The organism is Rhodococcus ruber NBRC 15591 (genome assembly GCF_001894945.1).
GTDB lineage: Bacteria > Actinomycetota > Actinomycetes > Mycobacteriales > Mycobacteriaceae > Rhodococcus > Rhodococcus ruber.
The window spans coordinates 555,021-576,579 of the sequence record NZ_BCXE01000001.1; the positions used below are offsets into that span (position 1 = coordinate 555,021).

Below are 21,559 nucleotides of genomic sequence, written 5' to 3' on the forward strand. Positions count from 1 at the left end.
GGGCCGCGCCCGGCCCGTCGCACCGACGGAAAGGACGCGTCCCGTGACCGAGCACCCCGCGACCGAGCCTTCGGGGACCGAGCAGCCCCGGACCGGCACCGACAGGACCTACAAGGTCGGATATTTCGTCGGCAGCCTGTCGTCCACCTCGATCAACCGGATCCTGGCGAAGACACTGATCCGGCTCGCGCCGTCCGATCTCGACTTCGTCGAGATCCCCATCCGGGACCTGCCGCTCTACAGCCCCGACTACGACGCGAACTACCCGCCCGAGGGGGCGGCGCTCAAGGACGCGATCGGCGCCGTCGATGCGGTGCTGTTCGTCTCACCCGAGTACAACCGGTCGATTCCCGGCGCCTTGAAGAACGCCATCGACTGGGCGTCGCGGCCGTGGGGGCAGAACTCGTTCGATCACATCCCGGCGGCCGTGATCGGCGCGTCCATCGGCGCGATCGGCACCGCCGTCGGGCAGCAGAGCCTGCGCGCCGTGCTGAGCTTCTGCAACGCCCGGCAGATGACGTCGCCGGAGGCGTACATCCACTACACGCCCGAGGTCTTCGGCGACGACGGCAGCGTGCACAACGCCGGCACCGAGGACTTCCTCCGCAACTACATGCGCGAGTTCCGCGACCACGTCGTGCGGGTGCTGACCGTGCTGCCGCGTTAGCCGACCGATTCGTCCACCCGCTCGAGCGCGCGCCGGCTCCGCTCACCGACGGAGCCGGCGAGGGCGGCGGCGGCGAGCACGCACGCCAGCGGCACCGTCATCGCCACGGTGAGCGACGTCGCCTCCGACAGCCAGCCGATGGTGGCGGGGCCCGCCAGGAACCCGATGTATCCCATGCCGACGACGCGGGACATGTTGCGGCCCGGGGCGCCGGCATCGATGTTCCCGGCGGCGCTGAAGATCTGCGGGACGGCCCCGGACAGGCCCAGCCCGAACAACGCCCACCCGGCGAGCGTCACCGGCAGCCACGGGGAGGCGATGACGGTGCCCATCCCGGCCCCCGCCAGCAGCGTGCCGTACCGGACGACGGCGACGGCGCCGACGCGGGCGCTGACCCGGTCCGCGACGAAGCGCCCGAGCGTCATCGTCGCGGAGAACGCCCCGAAGGCCAACGCCGCGACCGCGTCCGGGCTGCCCAGCTGTTCCTTGACCTGCAGGGCACTCCAGTCGTTGGCGACGCCCTCGCTGAGCATCAGCATGAACGCGAGCCCGCCGAGCAGCAGCACCCGCCGCGAGTATCCGCCGCGCGGGCCGGACCCGTGCCGGTGCTCGACCCGCGGCACCCGCACGAGGTACGGCGCCGCGACCACGACGACGAGCATGCCGACGAGACCGGCCCCGCCGAGGGCCACGGCCGGGGCGAGCCCGGCCGCCAGGGTGCCCGCCCCCACCAGCGACCCGGCCACCCCGCCCACCGAGAACAGCCCGTGGAACGCGGCCATGATCGGCCGCCGGTAGCGTTGCTCGACCGCGACGGCCTGCGAGTTCATCGACACGTCCAGCGCGCCGTTGGCGAACCCGAACACCGCGAGCGCGGCACCCAGCTGCCAGGCCGCGCCGGCCAGACCGGGGCCGACGGTCGCCGCCGCCAGCAGCACTGCCGCGGTGACGGTGGTGCGGTCGCTGCCGAACCGGTCGGCGAGCGGACCGGTGGCCTGCATCCCCGCGATCGCGCCCGCCGCGAGGACCAGCAGCAGGGAACCGAGCGTGGCGTGGTCGATGCCGACGCGCTGCTCGATCGCGGGGATGTGCACCACCCACATCGCGAGCAGGAACCCGTTGACGCCGAAGGTCGCGAACACGGCCGCGCGGGCACGGCGAAGATCGTGAGCGCTCACATGTCCCGACGCTACCGGCCCTCAGATGCCGGCGAGCAGCTCCGGCACCGGGTCGGTGAGGATCGCGCCGATCTCGGCCAGCGCCCGCGCGGCCTGCTCACCGTCGACGAGCCGATGGTCGAACGACAGCGACAGCGTCGTGACCTGCCGGACGGCGAGCTCGCCGTCCACCACCCACGGACGCGGGCCGATCGCACCGAGCGCGAGGATGGCGGTCTCCCCGGGATTGAGGATGGGGGTGCCGGTATCGACCCCGAACACGCCCACGTTGGTGATCGACACCGTGCCGCCGGTCAGCTCCGCCGGGGTGGCCCGGCCCGAGCGGGCCGTCTCCGCCGCCCGGGCGACGGCGTCGGCGAGGTCCGGCAGCGACAGGCGGTCGGCGTCGTGGATCACCGGCACCATCAGTCCCGCGTCGGTGGCGGTCGCGATGCCCAGGTTGACGTAGTGACGGGTGACGATCTCCTGGTGCTCCTCGTCCCACGCCGCGTTGAGGACCGGTTGGTGCGCGAGCACCCGCAGCAGCGCCTTGGCCACCACGGTGAGCGGCGTGGGATGCCGCCCCTCGAAGGCCGCCGCGCCGCGGAGCCGGGAGACGAGCTCGACCGTCGCCGTGACGTCGCAGGTGAGGAACACGGTGACGTGCGGGGCGGTGAAGGCACTGCGCGCCACTGCGGCGGCGGTGCGTCTGCGGATCCCGTGGATCGGGGTGCGGGTCTCGCGCGGCGGTCCGGCTTCCGGCGGCTGCGTGTCGCGGGCCTCCGCGGCCCGGCGCACGTCGGGCACGGTGATCACCCCGCCCGCACCGGTGCCGGTCACCCCGGTGAGATCCACGCCGAGCTCCCGGGCCTCGCGGCGGGCGGACGGCTTGGCGTCCGGCCGGTGCCGCGCCCCGGCCGGCGCCTGCGGGGACGGCGCCGCCGCGGCGCGTGCCGCGCGCTTGCTCGCCGGGGCCGCGCCCGGACCGTAGCCGACGAGCACCTGCACGGGTCCGCCGCCGTCCCCCGCGCCGGGGAGAGTGAACCGGATCAGCGGATTCCCCACGGGCACGCTGTCGCCGGGTTCGGCGAGCAGTTCGGCGACCGTCCCGGCGTACGGGGACGGCAGTTCCACGGTCGCCTTGGCGGTCTCGACCTCCGCGATCACCTGGTTGAGCTCGACCCGGTCCCCGACGGCCACGGTCCACGACACCAGTTCCGCCTCGGTCAGGCCCTCACCGAGGTCCGGCAGCCGGAACACCTCGCTGTGCCCGCCCGCCACGTCGCCGCGCTCGCTCACGCTCTGCTCCATGTCCCGGTCCTCACGCCGCGAGGCTGCGGTCGACGGCGTCGAGGATGCGGTCCGGGTCGGGCAGGTGGTGCGCCTCGAGTTTCGCCGGGGGATAGGGGATGTCGAATCCGCCGACCCGCAGCACCGGCGCCTCGAGCTGGTAGAAGCAGCGTTCCGAGAGGCGGGCGGCGATCTCGGCGCCGATGCCGCAGAACAGCGGTGCCTCCTGCACCACGACCAGGCGTCCGGTGCGCCGCACCGACGCCTCGACGGTGTCGAAGTCGACGGGCGAGACGGACCGCAGATCGATCACCTCCACGGAATGCCCCTCGGTCTCGGCGATCTGCGCGGCCTGCAGGGCGGTCGCGACCATCGAGCCGAACGTCACGACGGTGACGTCCGTGCCCGCGCGGGTGACGCGGGCCCGGTCCAGCGGCAGCTCCGGCTCCGCGTCGAGATCGACCTCGGCGCGGTCCCAGTACCGGCGCTTGGGCTCGAGGAAGATCACCGGATCGTCGAGGGCGACGGCCTGCTGGATCATCGCGTAGGCATCGGCCGGGTTGCTCGGGCTGACCACCCGCAGTCCGGCGGTGTGCGCGAAGTACGCCTCGGGTGACTCGGAATGGTGTTCGACCGCCCCGATCCCGCCGCCGTAGGGGATGCGGATGGTCAGCGGTGCGGTGACCCGCCCGGCGGTGCGGTAGTGGATCTTGGCGACCTGCGAGACGATCTGGTCGAACGCGGGGTAGACGAAGCCGTCGAACTGGATCTCGCACACCGGTCGGTAGCCGCGCAGCGCCATGCCGAAAGCCGTTCCCACGATCCCGGATTCGGCGAGGGGGGTGTCGATGACGCGGTTGTCGCCGAAGTCCTTCTGCAACGTGTCGGTGACGCGGAAGACTCCGCCGAGCCGGCCGACGTCCTCTCCCATGATCACCACCTTGCGGTCGTGTTCGAGGGCCCGGCGCAGGCCGGCGCCGAGGGCGGCGCCGAGGGCCAGGGTGGTGGTGGTCATGACAGCGCCTCCTCGTGGGTCGCGTTCTCGAAACCGGCGAGGTAGTCGCGGTAGCGGGTGCGTTCCTCGGCGATCGCCGGGTGGTCGGTGGCGTAGACGTGGTCGAACATGCTCAGCGGCTCCGGATCCCGGGCGCCGAGGGTGCCGGCGCGCAACCGGGCCGCGGCCTCGTCCGCGGTGGCGCCGACCTCGTCGAAGAACCCGGCATCGGCGTGGCTCTCGCGCTCGAGCAGCCGGTGGAGCCGGTCGATCGGATCCCGCATCCGCCACAGTTCGGCCTCGGCCGGGGTGCGGTAGCGGGTGGGGTCGTCGGAGGTGGTGTGCGGGCCCATCCGGTAGGTGACGGCCTCGACGAACGACGGGCCGCTGCCCTCCCGTGCGTGCCGGGTGGCCTGGCGGGTGACGGCGAGCACCGCGAGCGCGTCGTTGCCGTCGACCTGCACGGCCGGCATTCCGTACCCGGCGGCGCGCTGCGCGATCGGGACGGGACTGTGCGAGTGGACCGGGTTGCTGATCGCCCAGTGGTTGTTCTGGCAGAAGAAGACCACGCCCACCCCCCATGCGACGGCGAAGCCGAGCGCCTCGGCGATGTCGCCCTGACTCGTCGCGCCGTCGCCGAAGTAGACGACGGTGGCGATCTCGGCGCCGTCGAAGTGGGCGCCCATCGCGTAGCCGGTGGCGTGCAGCCCCTGGGAGCCGACGACGATCGCGGGGTTGGTCATGTTCACGGCGGCCGGGTCCCAGCCGGAGTGGGCGCAGCCACGCCACAACCGGGTCATGTCGGCGGGGTCGACGCCGCGGCACCAGGCCACGCCGTGCTCGCGGTAGCTGGTGAAGACGTAGTCGTCGCGGTGCAGGGCGTGCGCGGAGCCGACCTGAGCGGCCTCCTGGCCGAGCAGTGGTGCCCACAGTCCGAGTTCGCCCTGCCGTTGCAGCGCGGTGGCCTCGGCGTCGAGGCGGCGGACGACGACCATGTCGCGGTACAGGGCCCGGAGTTCGTCGGGTCCGACGTCGGCGACGAGCGCGGAGTACTCGGGATTGTGGACCCGTCGACCGTCGGGCTGGATCAGCTGGATCGGGTAGGCAATCTTGTCGACCACCGTGCACCACCTCGCTATGGCGGGACCGGTCGCCCTCGTGAGGCGCCCCGGACAAACCTGTGTTGTACATCACATGATCCACGCGGGGTGCAGGTGCGCAATCGATCGTCGCGTGATTGTGCAGCAAGCACGGTTTCGGGGGGTCCGGCGCTGTCATACTGCGAAACATGACCAGTCTCGATGCCACCGACGCCCGGATGCTGCTCGAGCTCGCGCGCACCCCGCGGGCGACCGGGGTGGAGTTGTCCCAGCGTCTCGGGCTGTCCCGGAACACGGTGCAGGCACGGCTCGCGCGGTGGGATGCGGAGGGGGTTCTCGGCTCGTTCGAGCGCCGGGTGGATCCGCGGGCGCTCGGCTACCCGCTGGCCGCGTTCGTCGCGACCCGGGTCGATCAGCACCGGCTCGACGCCGTCGTCGCGGCCCTCGGGCAGATCCCGGAGGTCACCGAGGTGTACGGCATGACGGGGCAGACGGACCTGTCGGTGAAGGTGGTCGCGCGGGACGCCGACGATCTCTACCGGCTGGCCGGGCAGATCCTCGAGATCCCCGGTGTCGAGCGCACCAACATGGCGCTGGTGATGCGCGAACTGGTGGGTCCGCGCACGGCGCCGCTGCTCGAGCGGCTCGCGCAGCGCTGAGGCGCCTTCCGTGCAGCGCTGAGGCGCCTTCCGGGACCGAACCCGGAAGGCGCCTCGGCGTGCGGGCTAGAGGATTTCGTAGATCGTGGCGTTGGCGGTGCCCCCGCCCTCACACATGGTCTGCAGACCGTAGCGGCCGCCGGTGTGGCGCAGGTGGTGGATCAGGGTCGCGGCGAGACGACCGCCCGAGGCGCCGAGGGGGTGGCCGAGGGCGATCGCGCCGCCCAGGGGGTTCAGCTTCTCGCTCGGTGCGCCGGTCTCGCGCTGCCATGCGAGCGGCACGGAGGCGAAGGCCTCGTTGACCTCGAACGCGTCGATGTCGCCGAGCGAGAGTCCCGACCGCTTCAGCGCCAGGGCGGTGGCCGGGATCGGACCGGTGAGCATCTTGACCGGGTCGTCGCCGGTGACGACGGCGGTGTGCACGCGCGCGAGCGGCGTCAGCCCCAGAGCCTTCGCCTGCTCCGACGTGGTGATCAGCAGCCCGGAGGCGCCGTCGGAGATCTGCGACGCGTTGCCGGCGGTGACCACGCCGTTCTCCCGGAAGGGGGCCTTCAGGCCGGCGAGCTTGTCGACGGTGGAGCCGCGCCGGATGCCCTCGTCGGAGTCGATCACGGTGCCGTCCGCCAGCGTGTAGGGCGCGATCTCGTCCGCGAACCGGCCCTCGTCCTGGGCCCGGGCGGCACGCTCGTGCGAGCGGACGGAGTACTCGTCGAGTTCGGTGCGCGAGATGCCCCACTGCTCGGCGATGATCTCGGCCCCGACGCCCTGGTTGAAGCGGCCGTTGAAGCCGGGCGCGGTGAGCTCGTCGGCGTACCGTTCGCGCGCCGGGCCGCCCATCTGCCCGGTGCCTTCGGGCGCGGAGGAGCCGAGCGGGATCGCGGACATGATCTCCACGCCGCCGGCGACGACGAGGTCGGCCTGGCCGGAGATCACCGCGGCGGCCGCCGTCGAGACGGCCTGCTGGGACGATCCGCACTGCCGGTCGATGGTGAAGCCGGGCACCGACTCCGGCCAGCCCGCACCGAGCACCGCCATGCGGCCGATGTTCCCGGACTGCATGCCCACGGACTGCACGGTGCCCCAGTGCACGTCGTCGACGAGGCTCGGGTCGATGCCGGTGCGCTCGGCGAGGGTGCGCAGGACGTGGGCGGACAGCTCGACGGCGTGAACGCCGGACAGGCCGCCGCCCCGCTTGCCGATGGGGGTGCGGACGGCTTCGACGATGACTGCATCGCGCATCTTCGGATCACTCTCTGTCGGGGACGTGCGGATGCCCCGGAGTGTAATCCGGTAGATGAATATGATGCCAAGCGGATGCTTGGTGGGTGGGAACTACTCCGCCGGGGGCGTCACCAGTTGCGCGACCGCCTTCTTGATCTCCTTGGGGATCGCCACGGGACGTCGCGTGCGGGTGTCGACGTACACGTGCACGAACCGCCCGGTCGCAGCCGCCTGCAGACCCCCCTCGCCGTCCTCCCGGAAGATCGCCAGCGAATAGGTCACGCTGCTGGTTCCCAGCCGCTCCACCGCCAGGCCCACGCGCAGCCGGTCCGGGAACGACAGCTCCGCCAGATACCGGCACGACGTCTCCGCGACCACGCCGATCGCGTCCAGCTCCCGGATGTCGACCCCGGTCGTGGCCATCAGCCACCCGTTGACGGCCGAGTCGAAGTACGAGTAATAGGTGACGTTGTTGACGTGGCCGTAGTGGTCGTTGTCCGCCCACCGGGTCTGCATCGGCCACAGGACCGGAAACCGGGCGGGAACGGGTGGGTCGGCGGCGGGCGTCGTCGGCTGGCGGTTCGTCACCGTCCTGACGATAGTCCCACGCGGACGGCAAGTCCGACCATCAACGCCCAGAATGCCGATCCGATACCGAACATGCTCCAACCGGACGCCGCGACCAGGAACGTCACGACCGCTGCTTCGCGTTCCGGCGCGTCGCGCAGAGCCGAGGCCAGCGCCCCGCCGAGCGTCGCGAGCAGGGCCAACCCGGCCACCGCCTCCACCACACCGTCGGGCGCCGTCGCCACGACCGTCGCGAGCCCGGTCGAGCACACCGCCAGCGCCAGGTAGGACCAGCCCGCGCACCACGCGACCACCCATCGGCGCGCCGGGTCGGGCTCGGCCTCGGGCGCCGCCGCCAGCGCGGCGCTGATCGCGGCGAGATTGATCGCGTGCCCACCGGCCGTCGCTCCCGCGACGGTGCCGAGCCCCGTGACCGTCATCGCCGCCCGCCACGGCGTGGCGTAACCGAACGAGTCGAGCACGGCCGTGCCCGGGATGTTCTGCGACGCCATCGTCACGATGTAGAGGGGGAGGGCGATGCCGAGCAACGCCTGCCACGTCCACGCCGGGGCCGTGAGCTCGAGCGCCGGCACCAGCTCCCGCGCCGCCGGCGCGGTTCCCGAGCGCACCAGATGGATCGCGACGACCACGGCCGCGGCCCCGAACGCCCCCGGCACCGCCCAGCGTGGCCGCAGCCGCTGCAGCACCAGCCACGTCGCCACCACCGGCAGGATCGCGGCGGGCGCGTCCATCACGCCCTCGACCGGGGCGAGGCAGAGCGGCACGAGAATCCCGGCGAGCATGGCCTGCGCCAACGATGCGGGGATCGCCGCGATCAGCGCGCCGAGGCGCGGCCACAGCCCCGTCAGGACGATCGCGGCGCCCACGACGACGAACGCGCCCACCGCCGCCGGCCAGCCGCCCGCCACCACACCGGTGCCCGCGAGCAGCGCGGCGCCCGGCGTGGACCACGCGAGCGTGATCGGCGTGCGGAACCGCCGTGCCAGCCACAGGATGCCGAGACCCTGGGTCAGGCAGAGCGCCGACAACCCCGAGGCCGCCTGCGACGGCGACGCCCCCACCGCCTGCAACCCCGTCAGCACCACCGCGAACGAACTGGTGAACCCGACGAGAGCGGTGACGACGCCCGCCCCGAGCGGCCGGATGAGCGAGTCGGGACGACTGGGCGCGGGGGCATCGGACACGGGCGGCAATTCTGCCGCAGCGGACCGGCACCGCCCGCGCCGCCCGGCACCGCCCGCGCCGACGTGTCAGGATCGGGGGCATGGTTGCCGATCCCGTGCTGATGACCGTGGACGAGCTGGCCGACCTCGTCGAGGCGGGCACGCCTCCGGTGCTGCTCGACGTGCGATGGTCGCTCGACGACCCGGACGGCGAGGACCGCTACCGCGAAGGCCACATCCCCGGAGCGGTGTACGTCGACCTCGCCACCGAACTCGCCGACCCCGGATCTCCCGGCCGCGGCCGGCACCCGCTGCCCGACGTCGCCCGGCTGCAGGACCATGCCCGCCGGTGGGGGATCGACAACGGCGACACCGTCGTCGTCTACGACGACACCGGGGGCCTTGCCGCCGCCCGCGCCTGGTGGCTGCTGCGCTGGGCGGGTCTGAAGGACGTGCGCCTGCTCGACGGCGGGCTGCCGCTGTGGACGGCGACGGGCCGTGCTCTGGCGGCGGGCCCCGGCGAATTCGTCGAGTCCGGCTCGGTGACCCTGCGCGGCGGCTACCTGCCCACGGTCGACATCGACGAGGCCGGGCGATACCCCGCGCGGGGAACCCTGCTCGACGCGCGAGCCGCCGCGCGCTACCGCGGCGACGAGGAGCCGGTCGACCCGCGCGCCGGGCACATCCCCGGCGCGGTCAGCGCCCCCGCCACGGACAACCTCCGGGCGGACGGCACGTTCCGATCCGCCGAGGAACTCGCCGCACGATTCACCGCACTGTGCGGGGACCGTCCCGTCGCCGTGTACTGCGGGTCCGGGATCACCGCGACCCACGACATCGCGGCACTGGCCGTGGCGGGTATCGAGGCCGCGCTGTTCCCGGGGTCGTGGTCGCAGTGGTGCCAGGACCCGGCCCGGGAGGTCGCCACCGGGGCGTGAGGACCCGCGATCACCCCTGCGAGCGGGAGAACTCCGACGCGCGGCGCACCTGCTCGGGCGTCGGGGTCACCCCGGTGTACAGCGCGAACTGCTGCGCCGCCTGCAGGGCGATGACCTCGGCGCCGGTGATCACCGGCAGCCCGTGCGCGCGGGCCGCACGGATCAGCGGTGTCTCCGGGGGCATCGCCACGACGTCGAACACCGTCGACGCGGCGGCCACCGCGGCCGCGGGGAACGGCAGCTGCTCCGATTCGCGACCACCGGTCATCCCGACGGGGGTGGCGTTGACGAGCAATCCCGGCGTGCGTCCGTCGAGCTCGGTGCGCCAGTCGAACCCGTACTGCCGAGCCAGGGCGGCTCCCGTCTCCTCGTTGCGGGCGATCACCGACACGTCGGTGAACCCGCTGTCGCGCAGGGCCGCCACGACGGCCTTGGCCATCCCGCCGCTGCCCGCGACGGCCGCCGGCATCCCCGGGTCGACCTCGTGCTCGCGGAGCAGGTCCGCCACCGCCTGGTAGTCGGTGTTGTAGGCGTGCAGCACGCCGTCCTCGTTGACGATCGTGTTGACCGACTCGATGGCGCGCGCCGAGTCGTGCAGCTCGTCGATCAACGGAATCACGGCCTCCTTGAACGGCATCGACACCCCGCACCCCCGGATGCCGAGGCCGCGGATCCCTGCCACGGCCGACGGCAGATCGGTGGTGGTGAACGCCTTGTACACGTAGTCGAGACCGAGCTCGTCGTAGAGGTAGTTGTGGAAGCGGGTGCCGATGTTGCTCGGCCGTCCCGACAGGGAGATGCACAGACGGGTGTCCTTGGTGATGCGCGAGAGCATGCGTGCCACGCTAGTTCCCGTCGCGAGGACGCGGGGCACGGCGCCCTCAGCACGCGGCGATCGTCGCCGCCAGCGCCTCCCGGTCGGCCGCCGTGATCGGCAGCCCGTACCGCACCGCCACCGACAGGTACTTGCCCGCGAACCAGCAGCGGTACGCCACCGCGGGCGGCAGCCACTCGGCCGGGGTGTGATCGCGCTTGTCCTGATTCGCCGGCCCGTCCACCGCGATCAGGTTGAAGGCGACGTCGTTGGCGAACTGCCGGCGCCGCTCGACCGGCCACTCCGCCGCACCGAGGTCCCACGCCGCCGCCAGGGGATAGATGTGGTCGATCTGCACGGCTCGGCCCTCGGCGCGACGGAACTCGAGCCGGGCACCGGTGTAGGGGTCGGACAGCGTGCCCGACAGCACGATGCAGTCGCCGCTGCCGGGCCGGAACGCCACGTCGCGCAGATCCCGGGCGAGCACGTTGTTGCGGGTGTCGCACCCGTCGCGCCCACCCGGGCCCGGATGATCGTCCGACCACGCCTCCCCGAACACACATCCCTCGCCCGGCCCGCACCCGCGCTCGTACCCCGGCACCTGCGGCCGGTGCGGCACCACCGCCGCCCGCGCCAAGAGTTGTTCGAGCGCGCCGCGTGCGGGGCTGCCCGGTGCCGGTGGCGCGTTCGACTCGATCCGGTCCCACCCCCACGACACGGCGATCGCGACCGCCACCACCAGCCCCCAGAAAACTGCGCCCCCTCGCACGCGGACATTCTCACCGATCGCCCCGACAGCGCCGGCGCCGGCGCCGGCTCAGCCGTCGGTCGTCAACGGAAACCGGACCGCGTGGATGGATTCGATGGTGCGGCCGTCGTGCCCGACGATCCACGACCCGCCGTGCTGCTTGCACTCGGCGACCCGGTCGAACACGGTCAGCAGGAAGAACACCGCCTGCTCCGCGGTCGTGGTGGCGGCGAGCCGATGGGACTCACCGTGTTTCGTTCCGTCGAGCCACACGCCGCACTGTCCGTCGAGTCGCATCGCGGTGACGTGCTCGGAGTCGACGAACGCGTACTTGACCTGCTCCCACGGGGTGTGGGCGCTGTAGGTCTGCTCGAGGACCTGGATCATGATCGACATCGCAGTCTCCTGGTGGGTGCACCTGCAGCCCAGTGTCCTCCGGGGGCCCGGCCCGATCCAGGGTCGATCGTCCCCGGCGCACGCCCGCTCGTCCCGCGCCCCGGCCTGCGCCGGCGGTGTCGGGCACGACTGGCACCATGGTGGGCATGCTGCACGGGTTGTGGTCACCGGGGGCGGGCCTGATGCTGTGGCGCGACGACGAGCACCCGGCCGACGACACACCGGCTGTCCTGCGCCGATGGATCGACCGCCCGTTCCGGCACCGCGTCGAACTGCGACTGCCCGGCGACGACGCACCGCGGCCGCTCCCCGCGGTGGCGATCGCGCCTGCCGACGCCGCGGAGCTGCTGCTGGCGTTGCCCCGGCACGCCGAGACGGTGGCCGGGGACCTGCGGTACCTCGCCCACGTCGCCCGCGGCATCGAGCGGTGGGCACAGGCCGGGCGGGTGGCCCCGGAACTGCACCGCGCCGACGGGCAGTGGTGGGCGCGGTGGCGCCTGCTCGGCGGCGACCGGATCCGAGCCTGGACGGCCGAGCTGTCCGCCGCGATGCCGCCGGTGCAGCGGCAGGCCGGGCGGCCCGCGGCGCTGCTCGACGACCTCGTCACCGAACTCACCGATCCGATCACCCGGTCCCTGATCGGCAACGTCGGTACTTCCCTGCACCCGTTGATCGCGGCCCTGGCCGAGGGGCAACCGCACCACAGTGGCACCCAGCGCATGGCCGACGCACTGGACGAATGGCGGTCCTCGCTCGCCGGAAACGAGCCCGACCTGGTGCTGCGACTCGTCGAGCCGGAAGACGACGAGGACGAGGCCATCGGCGCCGACACCCTGTGGCGGCTCGAGGTGTGTCTGCGCTCGGAGGGACAGGCACCGGCGCCGGTGCCGGTGGACGGCTCCGACGCGCAGCTGCTGCAGATCGGGATCCGCAAGCTCGGCGCCGCCCTGAAGGCGTATCCGCGGTTGCAGGACGTGCCGCGCGACCCGGACAGCCTCGACCTGTTGCTGCCGACCGGGGTGGTGACAGATCTGGTGGAGCACGGCGGCCGCGCACTGGCGGACGCCGGCGTGGCGCTGCTGCTGCCCCGCGCCTGGGCGCGGCTCGAGCCGTCGCTGCGGCTGCAGGTGTCCTCGCCGGTGGCGCCCGTCGCCGCCGAGGACGACACCGTCGGCATGAACGCGCTCGTCTCGTTCGAGTGGCAGCTCGCCGTGGGCGACATGCTGCTCACCCCCGCCGAGATGGAACGGCTGATCGCGGCCAACAGCGACCTGGTCAAGCTGCGCGGCAAGTGGGTGCAGGCGGATCCGCTCGCGCTCGCCCGGGCCGCCCGCTACGTCGCCGGCCAGGGCGCGACGGACGCGACGCTGGCGACGTTGTTCGGCCGGTTCACCGGCGACGAGCCACCACCGGTGGAGGTCACCGACGTCGCCGCGACCGGCTGGGTCGCGACCCTGCTCGACGGGCAGGTCCGGCCCGAGGCGGTGCCGTCCCCGCCCGGCCTGCATGCGACCCTGCGCCCGTACCAGCAGCGCGGCCTCGAGTGGCTGGCGTTCATGAGCGGCCTCGGGCTCGGCGCCGTGCTGGCCGACGACATGGGTCTCGGCAAGACCGTGCAGGTGCTCGCGCTGCTCGCCCACGAACGGGCCGGCGACGTCGCCACCGATCCGACGCTGCTGGTGTGCCCGATGTCGGTGGTGGGCAACTGGCAGCGCGAGGCCCAGCGGTTCGTGCCGGGCCTGCGCGTGCACGTCCACCACGGCCCGGCGCGGCTGCGCGACGCCGCCCTGGCCGCGGCGGTCGCCGACAGCGACCTGGTGATCACGACGTACGCGCTCGTCGCGCGGGACGTGACGCAGTTGCGGTCGCTGCGCTGGGGCCGGGTGGTGCTCGACGAGGCCCAGCACGTGAAGAATGCCGCGACCGCGCAGTCCCGCGCGACGCGCGCGGTCCCCGCGCGGCACCGCATCGCGCTCACCGGCACCCCCGTCGAGAACCGGCTCGAGGAGCTGCGCTCGATCCTCGACTTCGCCAATCCCCGCCTGCTCGGTTCGCCGGCGACGTTCCGCGCCCGGTTCGCCGTTCCGATCGAGCGGGAACGCGACGCGGCGGCCGCCGCGCGGTTGCGGGCGCTCACGTCGCCGTTCGTGCTGCGCCGCGTCAAGACCGACCCGTCGGTGATCTCGGATCTGCCGGAGAAGTTCGAGCAGACGGTGCGGGCCAATCTCACCGCCGAGCAGGCGGCGCTGTACCGGGCGGTGGTCGACGAGATGATGCGGCAGATCCGGGACAAGGAGGGGATGGCCCGCAAGGGCGCGGTGCTCGCCGCGCTGACCCGGCTCAAACAGGTGTGCAACCATCCGGCGCACTACCTGGGCGACGGCTCCGGGGTGCTGCGCCGCGGCCGGCACCGGTCGGGCAAGCTCGGGCTGGTGGAGGACATCGTCGAGTCGATCCTCGCCGACGGCGAGAAGGCCCTGCTGTTCACGCAGTTCCGGGAGTTCGGCGACCTGATCGCGCCGTATCTGGCCGAGCGCTTCGGCACCACGGTGCCGTTCCTGCACGGCGGCGTGTCCAAGGGCCGGCGCGATGCGATGGTCGCCGCGTTCCAGGGCGACGACGGTCCGCCGATGATGCTGCTCTCGCTCAAGGCCGGCGGCACCGGCCTGAATCTGACGGCCGCGAATCACGTGGTGCACCTGGATCGTTGGTGGAACCCGGCGGTGGAGAACCAGGCCACCGACCGGGCGTTCCGCATCGGCCAGCGCCGCGACGTGCAGGTCCGCAAGCTCGTGTGCGTCGGCACCCTGGAGGAGCGGATCGACGAGATGATCTCGGGGAAGCAGGAATTGGCGGAGCTCGCCGTGGGAGCCGGCGAGAACTGGATCACCGAGCTGTCCACCGAGCAACTGCACTCGCTGCTGTCCCTGGGCGACGAGGCGGTGGGCGAATGAGCCCGGCGGGCGGGTTCGATCGCTACGGCAAGCGCCGGCGGGTCGTCGGCGGCATCGAGGCGCGGACCAAACGCGGCTCGATCGGACGCACCTGGTGGTCGAAGGAGCTGGTTGCGGCGATGGAGCAGGTCGCCGACAAGGGCCGGCTCGCGCGGGGCCGGACCTATGCCCGGTCGGGTCAGGTGGTCTCGATGCGGCTCGAGCCCGGCGCGGCGGTGGGGGAGGTGCAGGGCAGCCAGCTGCGCCCGTTCACCTCGACGGTGACCATCCGCACCCTCGACGAGGACGCGGTCACGGACCTGATCGACCGGGTGCGGTCCGCGCCGGGCATGCTGGTCCGGCTCGCGGGGGGTGCGCTGCCGGAGGAGCTGGGTCCGCTGCTGCTCCCGCGGCGTGCCGGTGAGCTGGACTTCGATTGCACCTGCCCGGACGACGGGTGGCCGTGCAAGCACGCGGCGGCGGTGGCCTACCTGCTGGCCGAGCACGTCGACGAGCAGCCGCTGGCGGTGCTCACCCTGCGCGGGGTCGACCTGAGCACGGTGATCGGTGGGGTGGACGGGGCCGAGGCCGGCGACGAGGATTTCTACGGGAACGAGATCCGGTTGCCGGATCTGCCGGCCGAGCCGTACCGGCCCGCGCCCGAGGATCTCGATCCGACGCTGCTGCGCCGGGCGCTGCGAGCGGGCGGCACGGACGAGTCGGTCGTCCTCCGCGGCACGTCGGACCTCAAGGAGATGTACCGGCGGCTGAGGTGACTGTTATGTCCGGAAGATTGGTGAGTCGCGTGATTGTCAGGGTGCTTTCGGAAGCGATGACCTCTCCGCAAGTCCTATGCAGAGCGCACCATCTCCCAGAACTTAGCAACGATCTCGTCCGTCGACAACTTATCTGCAAGTTCTAACGCGTTCACTTGGAGCATTACTTGCGACTTCGCCGTCCCAGAAGCGTTAATCCGCTTCTTAGTTGCTGCACCGCTGTCAAGTAACGCATCCACCAACGTAGCCCAATTAGTGTTTGACGGATCGTGAGTGCCAGCAGGCGCGGTATCTCCGGGCACCCGAGACCGTTCCCCAATCAGAAAGACGCGCTGTTGGCGGACAGCCATTTTCCGAAGAACCTCGTCCACGAATTTCTCGAACTCGCTAATCGCCATACGACTGGTCTCTGCGAGCAATTCTGCCGCATTCTCCCAGCCGTACCGGGAGAGGATGGAGAGCACGTCAGAGCCATTTACCGCAATTTCGTGCACCCTGTGCTCGGTGGCCGTTACTAGGTGCACTTCCACCTCTCCAACGGTGCAACCGGTCCCAAGTTCGACTCGACACGAACCAGCGCGATGCTGATTTTCGTCTCCGACTAGTACAATGCGCTCTGCTCGAAAATTCTCCAAGTGGACGGACCCCACAGCCGACGCATCCAGAGTTAGGGTATCGACTGAAGACCCAATCAAACGAAGCTCGCCAAGCTGCGAGCTGGATAAGTCAAGATCTTTGATCCGTACCTGCACAAGCGCGGAAACCGCTCTAACATCTCGCGTTTGAGACGTCAGCATCGCGAATAATTCTCCGATATTAATCGACAGTGTGCTACCTAAAGTTCCACCACCACCGCCCAAATATGCGACGGCAGTAGTGCAGGCGTCGTGCCAACGGTGTATTAGTCCGCGAAGCACGTTCGCTGAGAGAACCTCTTTTTCGAATGCAGCGCGGGTGATGTTCGGCTCATTCCGCACTGTCAGTGGCTCGAGGTACGTCCGTCCTAGAAAATCTACAAGCAGCGACTCATAGTAGATGCGGTGGTCAAAGGCGAAGCGAACTCCCTGATTGAAGCCGTCGACGCGCTGAACGGAAAGTCCGCATAGTACGGTCATTCTATTGATTAGGTCCCTGTCCCGGGCGGTCGCGGAGGGCCCGAAGTCGCGTCCTAGGGCGACAGAAGCGCAAAGATGGAACTCTTCCTCATCGAGGTCGGCGCTCTCGGAGGCAAATATTGCCCCGCAGCACTCTAGCAGCACCTCGTTCAACTCGTCCCGGTTAACTTCCTGTAGTCTTGCGCTATTCAGCTTATTCATCTCTCGGTCGAGATAGGCGCTGAGAAGCAGCCTGACGAGATCGATCTTACTCGTTGATTGATCGGTTCGGTGGTTCGTGGCCCAGGTGTCAAAGACTCGTGCAAAGAACGGGAGTCCCAGTAGTTCGAGCTCATCGGAATCAAATCGATGCTTAAATGGTGCCCAAGATGCCCGAGCGGCGAAGAGTTCAGATACCTGCAGAGAAGTCCATCGTTCGAGCGACAGCAATTGATGCGCGGCAATGGAGGATACTTCGCCGACGGAATTCATGCTCGACCTGTACTGATTCGCAAGATATGATGACCGGGCCGAGATCAGCATCGTCCCCGATTGCTCCAGTTTTCTGATAACCCCACGAAGTACCTGGAGCGCATCCCGATATCCTGCACCCCCAAGGAGTTCGTCAAATCCATCGATTAGCAATACCATCATCCCATTGCGGCAGAGGGTGAAGACCCGGCCAGCACTTAGAATCATAGTCTCATTTACGGCCGAATCGATTGCCTCTTCGAGGGATCGCAACTGGATCCCCGCGCAGTCGATGTACAGGTATAGCGGAAGGTTAGAGTCGCGTTCGTTTGCGATCACATCGCAGCGGTCGCGCGCGATTGACAATAGAGTGTGAGTTTTCCCAATTCCAGCCTCGCCGGTCAGGAAATATACTTGAGGAATACCAGTTAAGGTATCCACAGATCGGTCGAGTAGGTTGGCAAGTCCGTACGCGCCCTGAATCCTATGATCGCGATCGAGGTCGAAGCCATTGCCGATTGTTTCGTTGACAACAACTCTGCGGTCTATCGGGAAATCTCCACCGGTGGACCCCAAGGTCATGCGAGTCCACTCTAGTTCTCGATTTGCCAAACGAATTGCCCTGTCGTGTAGCCGCGAACACAGGATTGTCCAGTTGGAGATCTCACGGATGAAGTCTCGATAGAGTCGACGGGATCCGTCAGTGTGCATCCAGCGGCGGGATCTGTCGCCGGATGATATGTCGAATACATCTGTGCGTTCTTCGAAACCCTCGCTTGTCTTTCGTCGCCAGCGAAGTACGAACGGCAGTGTGTCGGAATCGACGTCGAAGCGTAGGGGCACGCTTGAGTCCTTGAATGAGTCAAGGTCTGTTGTTATGACGTTCTTGAAGGCGCGAATCTCAGTACTTGTTGGTCCATTGGTTCGGTTCGGGGATAGAAAAATCCTTAGGCTGTCGCGCAACGCAGTGCCGCATACATCGATTTCGGCTTCAGGTCGACTGCTGTCCAGCATGAAGTATGCTGCTAGCTCACCGTCGTCGTCTTCGACAAATGCATGCCAAAAACCCCATGCGTTCGAATCGGCGAATATTAGGGGGTTGCAGCGAGCTCCCCAAGGTGAGCGCACAGTGGGGGGTTTATCCTTTCCGGAAGGAGTGATGTCCCACTCGTCGAATGCGTCATTGAACGCTGAAACAATTTCGATTGTGAGTTGTTCAATTTCGACTTTTCTGAAGCCGCCATCGGAATCCTGTGGAATGATTCCCCCGTGGCTGAAGAAGTTGCGCCAATCCCTAATAGTTTTTGAGCCCACTGTATGGTTAGCGGTTCTTTGATGGAGTTGAAGTAGACCCAGGTGCTTGTCGTACGTAGGTTCGGTCACCTCAGGTAGTTGCTGCAGCAGACGAAGATAGGTGCTGTAGCCTTGCTGACGCGGTATCCGCTGGTCGTCATTCGGCTGCTCTACGAGTGCTGGCAGCAACAAGCAATAGGTGGCGCGTACTGCAAGCTCAAGGGCATTCAGGCAGTCTCGCGGTGACATGGCCTGCCCCGGCATCAGCCCGCAAGCCTCGTAGGGGATGGACACTTGCATGGTTGCCTCCACGGCCCGGCTTCGTAGTATAGGTGCGCAGCGATGCTGAATCTTGTCACGCGGGTCCTCAATGTATGTCCAAAACGCGCCGGAAATCACGGTGACTGTGACTGCACTTCTTGGATTTCGTGCAGCTCAAGTTGGCGTTAATGCGCTGCGCGAGTGTTCATGGTCATGCGGAAGTCCACACGGTAATGTCTGACGGTTGGCTAGGTGAGATCCCTATCTCGTGTTCGTCGTGATTCCCACTGGAACGTTGGTCTGAGCGGTGAAGGTGACCGTGCCACCCAGTCGCCTGTCCCCGCCCAGGGAGTTCCATTGATGTCTGCGAGGGACCATATGGACACGATTTCCGTCTACCGTAAGGTCGGCACCTATCTCGGCGCCGTCGAGATGTGCGGCACCACCCATTAGACCGTTCGCCGGGTCATCTGACGGTTCGAGGCTGGCGTCATCCCCTCCCTGCGAGCGCCGCGTCCCCCAACTACGTCACCGTCGTCCGGATCGTTGCCAAATGTTCCGCCTAGTCGCGGGACCGGATCTGAGCCGAAGGCCGGCTTCTGATCGCGGCGACCACCGGATACAGCGGCTCAAACCGCAGCCTGGTCGCAGACGAGAAAGCCGAGTGGCGCATAGACAGTCACCGCTGTCGCCGTCCCACCATGTGCACACGGGGCCTGTCCAGGACCGGCATATCACACCCTGATCGGGTCAAGGATCGAGGCTGCGCATGCCGGGCACAACGTCCGTCACTTCACCGCCAATCTCGTCGAAACCCTCTACGCGGTCTTGCCGACTTCACCGTCGATGAGATCGTCGACACGATGCTGTACGTTGACTTGATCCTCGTTGATGAGGTCGGTTTGGTGCCGCTGGACAAGACCGGCACCAGAATGCTGTTCCGGTTCGTAGCTGGCGCCTCCGAAGGTCGATCCCTGGCGATTGCCTCCAAGCCGTTCGAGCAGGGGCCGAGCCGTGCTCGAACACGCTGTCGCCAGCATCCTCGATCGGTTCCTGCACTACGCAGCCGTTCTTCTCGGCGATGGCGAGTCCTGCGGCGTGCGTCAAGTCCGACACGAACGAGGTCGTCAACGCGCCTGACCCAGGCTGATACACATCGAGGCGGAGACTACTCCATCGGGCCAAGAACGGGCAGCGTTGTGGCCGTTGATCGTGATCGCTGGGTCGGTCGCGGAGTGCGGTGCGACGACGCGGCCGTCCGCAACACCTTGCCGGAGATACGACACGTAGGTTATGGGGTGATCATGCTGCCAGCTGCGGTGAAACCCGAATCTCCGCAAGGGTAGGTGTCTATAAGGGTATTCGACCCTAGACATACATGGACTTCCAACTATAGGATGAGCACACATTGCTGGGGGTGCCGCCCGCTGCCCCCGATCATCCCACCGAAACACGAGAATTCGACCAGTTAGGACGGATCCGGACATGAGCGTTCGAGAACTCACCCACTTCGTCGGGGGCAAGCACATCCCCGGCGCCTCCGACCGGTTCGCCGACGTCTTCGACCCCAACACCGGTGAGGTGCAGGCCCGCGTTCCCCTCGCCGACGTCGCCGAGACCGAGGCCGTCATCGCGAACGCCGTCGAGGCGCAGAAGGAATGGGCGGCGTTCAACCCGCAGAAGCGCGCCCGGGTGCTGATGAAGTTCCTGCAGCTCGTGCAGGACGACATGGAGAACCTGGCCCGGTTGCTGTCCTCCGAGCACGGCAAGACCGTCGCCGACGCCAAGGGCGACATCCAGCGCGGCCTCGAGGTGATCGAGTTCGCCACCGGCATCCCGCACCTGCTCAAGGGCGAGTTCACCGACTCCGCCGGCACCGGCATCGACGTCTACTCGATGCGCCAGCCGCTCGGCGTCGTCGCCGGCATCACCCCGTTCAACTTCCCCGCGATGATCCCGCTGTGGAAGGCCGGCCCGGCCATCGCGTGCGGAAACGCGTTCGTGCTCAAGCCTTCCGAGCGCGACCCGTCCGTGCCGCTGCGCCTGGCCGAGCTGTTCATCGAGGCCGGGCTGCCCGCCGGCGTGTTCAACGTCGTCAACGGCGACAAGACCGTCGTCGACGTGCTGCTCACCGACGAGCGCATCAAGGCCGTCGGCTTCGTCGGCTCCACCCCGATCGCCCAGTACATCTACGAGACCGCCGCCGCCCACGGCAAGCGCGCCCAGTGCTTCGGCGGCGCCAAGAACCACGCGATCGTCATGCCCGACGCCGACATGGACCAGGTGGCGGACGCCCTCGTCGGCGCCGGCTACGGCTCCGCCGGTGAGCGCTGCATGGCGATCTCCGTCGCCGTGCCGGTCGGCGAGGAGGCCGCCGATGCGCTCGTCGCCAAGCTCACCGAACGCGTCGGAAAGCTGAAGGTCGGCCGCAGTGACGACCCGAACGCCGACTTCGGCCCGCTGGTCACCGCCGAGGCGCGCCAGCGGGTGCACGACTACATCCAGTCCGGCATCGACGAGGGCGCGCAGCTCGTCGTCGACGGGCGCGACTTCGTGCTCGAGGGCCACGAGAACGGCTTCTTCTCCGGCGCCACCCTGTTCGACAACGTCACCCCCGAGATGAAGATCTACCGCGAGGAGATCTTCGGCCCCGTCGTGATCGTCGTCCGCGCGCACGACTACGAGGAGGCCCTGCGACTGCCCTCGGAGCACGAGTACGGCAACGGCGTGGCGATCTTCACCCGCGACGGCGACACCGCCCGCGACTTCACCAACCGTGTCAACGTCGGCATGGTCGGCGTGAACGTGCCCATCCCGGTGCCGATCGCGTACCACACCTTCGGCGGCTGGAAGCGGTCCGGCTTCGGCGACCTCAACCAGCACGGACCGGACTCGATCCGCTTCTACACCAAGACCAAGACGGTCACCCAGCGCTGGTTCTCCGGCGTCAAGGAGCACGCGGATCACTTCGTCATCCCGACGATGGACTAGGCAGA

18 protein-coding genes are annotated in these 21,559 nt (G+C 69.0%); 6 read left to right on the forward strand and 12 right to left on the reverse strand.

Annotation, left to right across the window (positions count from 1 at the left end):
• Positions 1 to 43 precede the first annotated feature (43 nt).
• The gene (locus RR3_RS02475; protein ID WP_010595833.1) at positions 44 to 667 is read left to right on the forward strand and encodes an NADPH-dependent FMN reductase; all 624 of its coding nucleotides are present in this window, start codon (positions 44 to 46) and stop codon (positions 665 to 667) included.
• Here the strand turns inward: RR3_RS02475 and RR3_RS02480 are convergent.
• The 4 genes from RR3_RS02480 to pdhA form a co-directional block, all read right to left on the reverse strand.
• Complete coding sequence (locus RR3_RS02480; protein ID WP_371851023.1) at positions 664 to 1,770, reverse strand: MFS transporter; 1,107 nt, start codon at positions 1,768 to 1,770, stop codon at positions 664 to 666. The genes RR3_RS02475 and RR3_RS02480 overlap by 4 nt on opposite strands.
• 96 nt (positions 1,771 to 1,866) lie before the next feature.
• Positions 1,867 to 3,135: a dihydrolipoamide acetyltransferase family protein gene (locus tag RR3_RS02485; RefSeq protein WP_061064824.1), complete on the reverse strand. Its 1,269-nt coding sequence runs from the start codon at positions 3,133 to 3,135 to the stop codon at positions 1,867 to 1,869.
• Between the two features lie 10 nt (positions 3,136 to 3,145).
• Complete coding sequence (locus tag RR3_RS02490) at positions 3,146 to 4,129, reverse strand: alpha-ketoacid dehydrogenase subunit beta (RefSeq protein WP_010595837.1); 984 nt, start codon at positions 4,127 to 4,129, stop codon at positions 3,146 to 3,148.
• Positions 4,126 to 5,229: a pyruvate dehydrogenase (acetyl-transferring) E1 component subunit alpha gene (gene pdhA / locus RR3_RS02495; protein WP_017681729.1), complete on the reverse strand. Its 1,104-nt coding sequence runs from the start codon at positions 5,227 to 5,229 to the stop codon at positions 4,126 to 4,128. The genes RR3_RS02490 and pdhA overlap by 4 nt, the downstream gene beginning before the upstream one ends.
• Positions 5,230 to 5,396: 167 nt before the next feature.
• Here pdhA and RR3_RS02500 point away from each other — a divergent pair, with 167 nt between their 5' ends.
• Positions 5,397 to 5,867 carry an Lrp/AsnC family transcriptional regulator gene (locus RR3_RS02500; RefSeq protein ID WP_010595839.1) on the forward strand — a complete coding sequence of 157 codons (471 nt, stop codon included), beginning with the start codon at positions 5,397 to 5,399 and terminating at the stop codon, positions 5,865 to 5,867.
• A gap of 66 nt (positions 5,868 to 5,933) precedes the next feature.
• Here RR3_RS02500 and RR3_RS02505 read toward each other — a convergent pair whose 3' ends face one another.
• From RR3_RS02505 to RR3_RS02515, 3 genes are all read right to left on the reverse strand, one after another.
• Positions 5,934 to 7,106 (reverse strand): thiolase family protein, encoded by a 1,173-nt coding sequence (locus tag RR3_RS02505; protein ID WP_017681728.1) that lies wholly within the window; start codon positions 7,104 to 7,106, stop codon positions 5,934 to 5,936.
• Between the two features lie 93 nt (positions 7,107 to 7,199).
• Complete coding sequence (locus RR3_RS02510; protein ID WP_010595841.1) at positions 7,200 to 7,676, reverse strand: acyl-CoA thioesterase; 477 nt, start codon at positions 7,674 to 7,676, stop codon at positions 7,200 to 7,202.
• Entirely contained in the window at positions 7,673 to 8,860 is a 1,188-nt protein-coding gene (locus tag RR3_RS02515; RefSeq protein ID WP_017681727.1) for a benzoate/H(+) symporter BenE family transporter, read from the reverse strand. Before RR3_RS02515 ends, RR3_RS02510 begins: the two co-directional genes overlap by 4 nt.
• Before the next feature lie 80 nt (positions 8,861 to 8,940).
• Here RR3_RS02515 and RR3_RS02520 point away from each other — a divergent pair, with 80 nt between their 5' ends.
• The gene (locus tag RR3_RS02520) at positions 8,941 to 9,777 is read left to right on the forward strand and encodes a sulfurtransferase (protein ID WP_010595843.1); all 837 of its coding nucleotides are present in this window, start codon (positions 8,941 to 8,943) and stop codon (positions 9,775 to 9,777) included.
• Between the two features lie 10 nt (positions 9,778 to 9,787).
• Here RR3_RS02520 and RR3_RS02525 read toward each other — a convergent pair whose 3' ends face one another.
• Genes RR3_RS02525 through RR3_RS02535 form a run of 3 tightly spaced genes read right to left on the reverse strand, consistent with a single transcriptional unit; the run spans position 9,788 to position 11,735 of the window.
• Positions 9,788 to 10,612, reverse strand: coding sequence for a shikimate 5-dehydrogenase (locus RR3_RS02525; protein ID WP_017681726.1), 825 nt, complete (start codon positions 10,610 to 10,612; stop codon positions 9,788 to 9,790).
• Between the two features lie 46 nt (positions 10,613 to 10,658).
• Entirely contained in the window at positions 10,659 to 11,360 is a 702-nt protein-coding gene (locus tag RR3_RS02530; RefSeq protein ID WP_026137996.1) for an HNH endonuclease family protein, read from the reverse strand.
• 48 nt (positions 11,361 to 11,408) lie between these two features.
• Positions 11,409 to 11,735 carry a hypothetical protein gene (locus RR3_RS02535; protein WP_010595846.1) on the reverse strand — a complete coding sequence of 109 codons (327 nt, stop codon included), beginning with the start codon at positions 11,733 to 11,735 and terminating at the stop codon, positions 11,409 to 11,411.
• Positions 11,736 to 11,881: 146 nt separating this feature from the next.
• Between RR3_RS02535 and RR3_RS02540 the strand changes: the two genes are divergently transcribed.
• Together RR3_RS02540 and RR3_RS02545 are read left to right on the forward strand one after the other, a co-directional pair.
• On the forward strand, positions 11,882 to 14,689 hold the full coding sequence (locus RR3_RS02540) for a DEAD/DEAH box helicase (protein ID WP_026137995.1): 2,808 nt from the start codon (positions 11,882 to 11,884) through the stop codon (positions 14,687 to 14,689).
• Positions 14,686 to 15,444 carry an SWIM zinc finger family protein gene (locus tag RR3_RS02545; RefSeq protein WP_017681724.1) on the forward strand — a complete coding sequence of 253 codons (759 nt, stop codon included), beginning with the start codon at positions 14,686 to 14,688 and terminating at the stop codon, positions 15,442 to 15,444. Before RR3_RS02540 ends, RR3_RS02545 begins: the two co-directional genes overlap by 4 nt.
• A 74-nt stretch (positions 15,445 to 15,518) precedes the next feature.
• On the opposite strand, the gene RR3_RS24485 is transcribed toward RR3_RS02545, so the two are convergent.
• Positions 15,519 to 18,614 (reverse strand): NACHT domain-containing protein, encoded by a 3,096-nt coding sequence (locus RR3_RS24485; RefSeq protein ID WP_082752460.1) that lies wholly within the window; start codon positions 18,612 to 18,614, stop codon positions 15,519 to 15,521.
• Positions 18,615 to 19,381: 767 nt separating this feature from the next.
• Entirely contained in the window at positions 19,382 to 19,603 is a 222-nt protein-coding gene (locus RR3_RS24805; RefSeq protein ID WP_017681723.1) for a hypothetical protein, read from the reverse strand.
• Positions 19,604 to 20,048: 445 nt separating this feature from the next.
• Here RR3_RS24805 and RR3_RS02560 point away from each other — a divergent pair, with 445 nt between their 5' ends.
• On the forward strand, positions 20,049 to 21,554 hold the full coding sequence (locus RR3_RS02560; protein ID WP_010595849.1) for a CoA-acylating methylmalonate-semialdehyde dehydrogenase: 1,506 nt from the start codon (positions 20,049 to 20,051) through the stop codon (positions 21,552 to 21,554).
• The last annotated feature ends 5 nt before the right edge of the window (positions 21,555 to 21,559 follow it).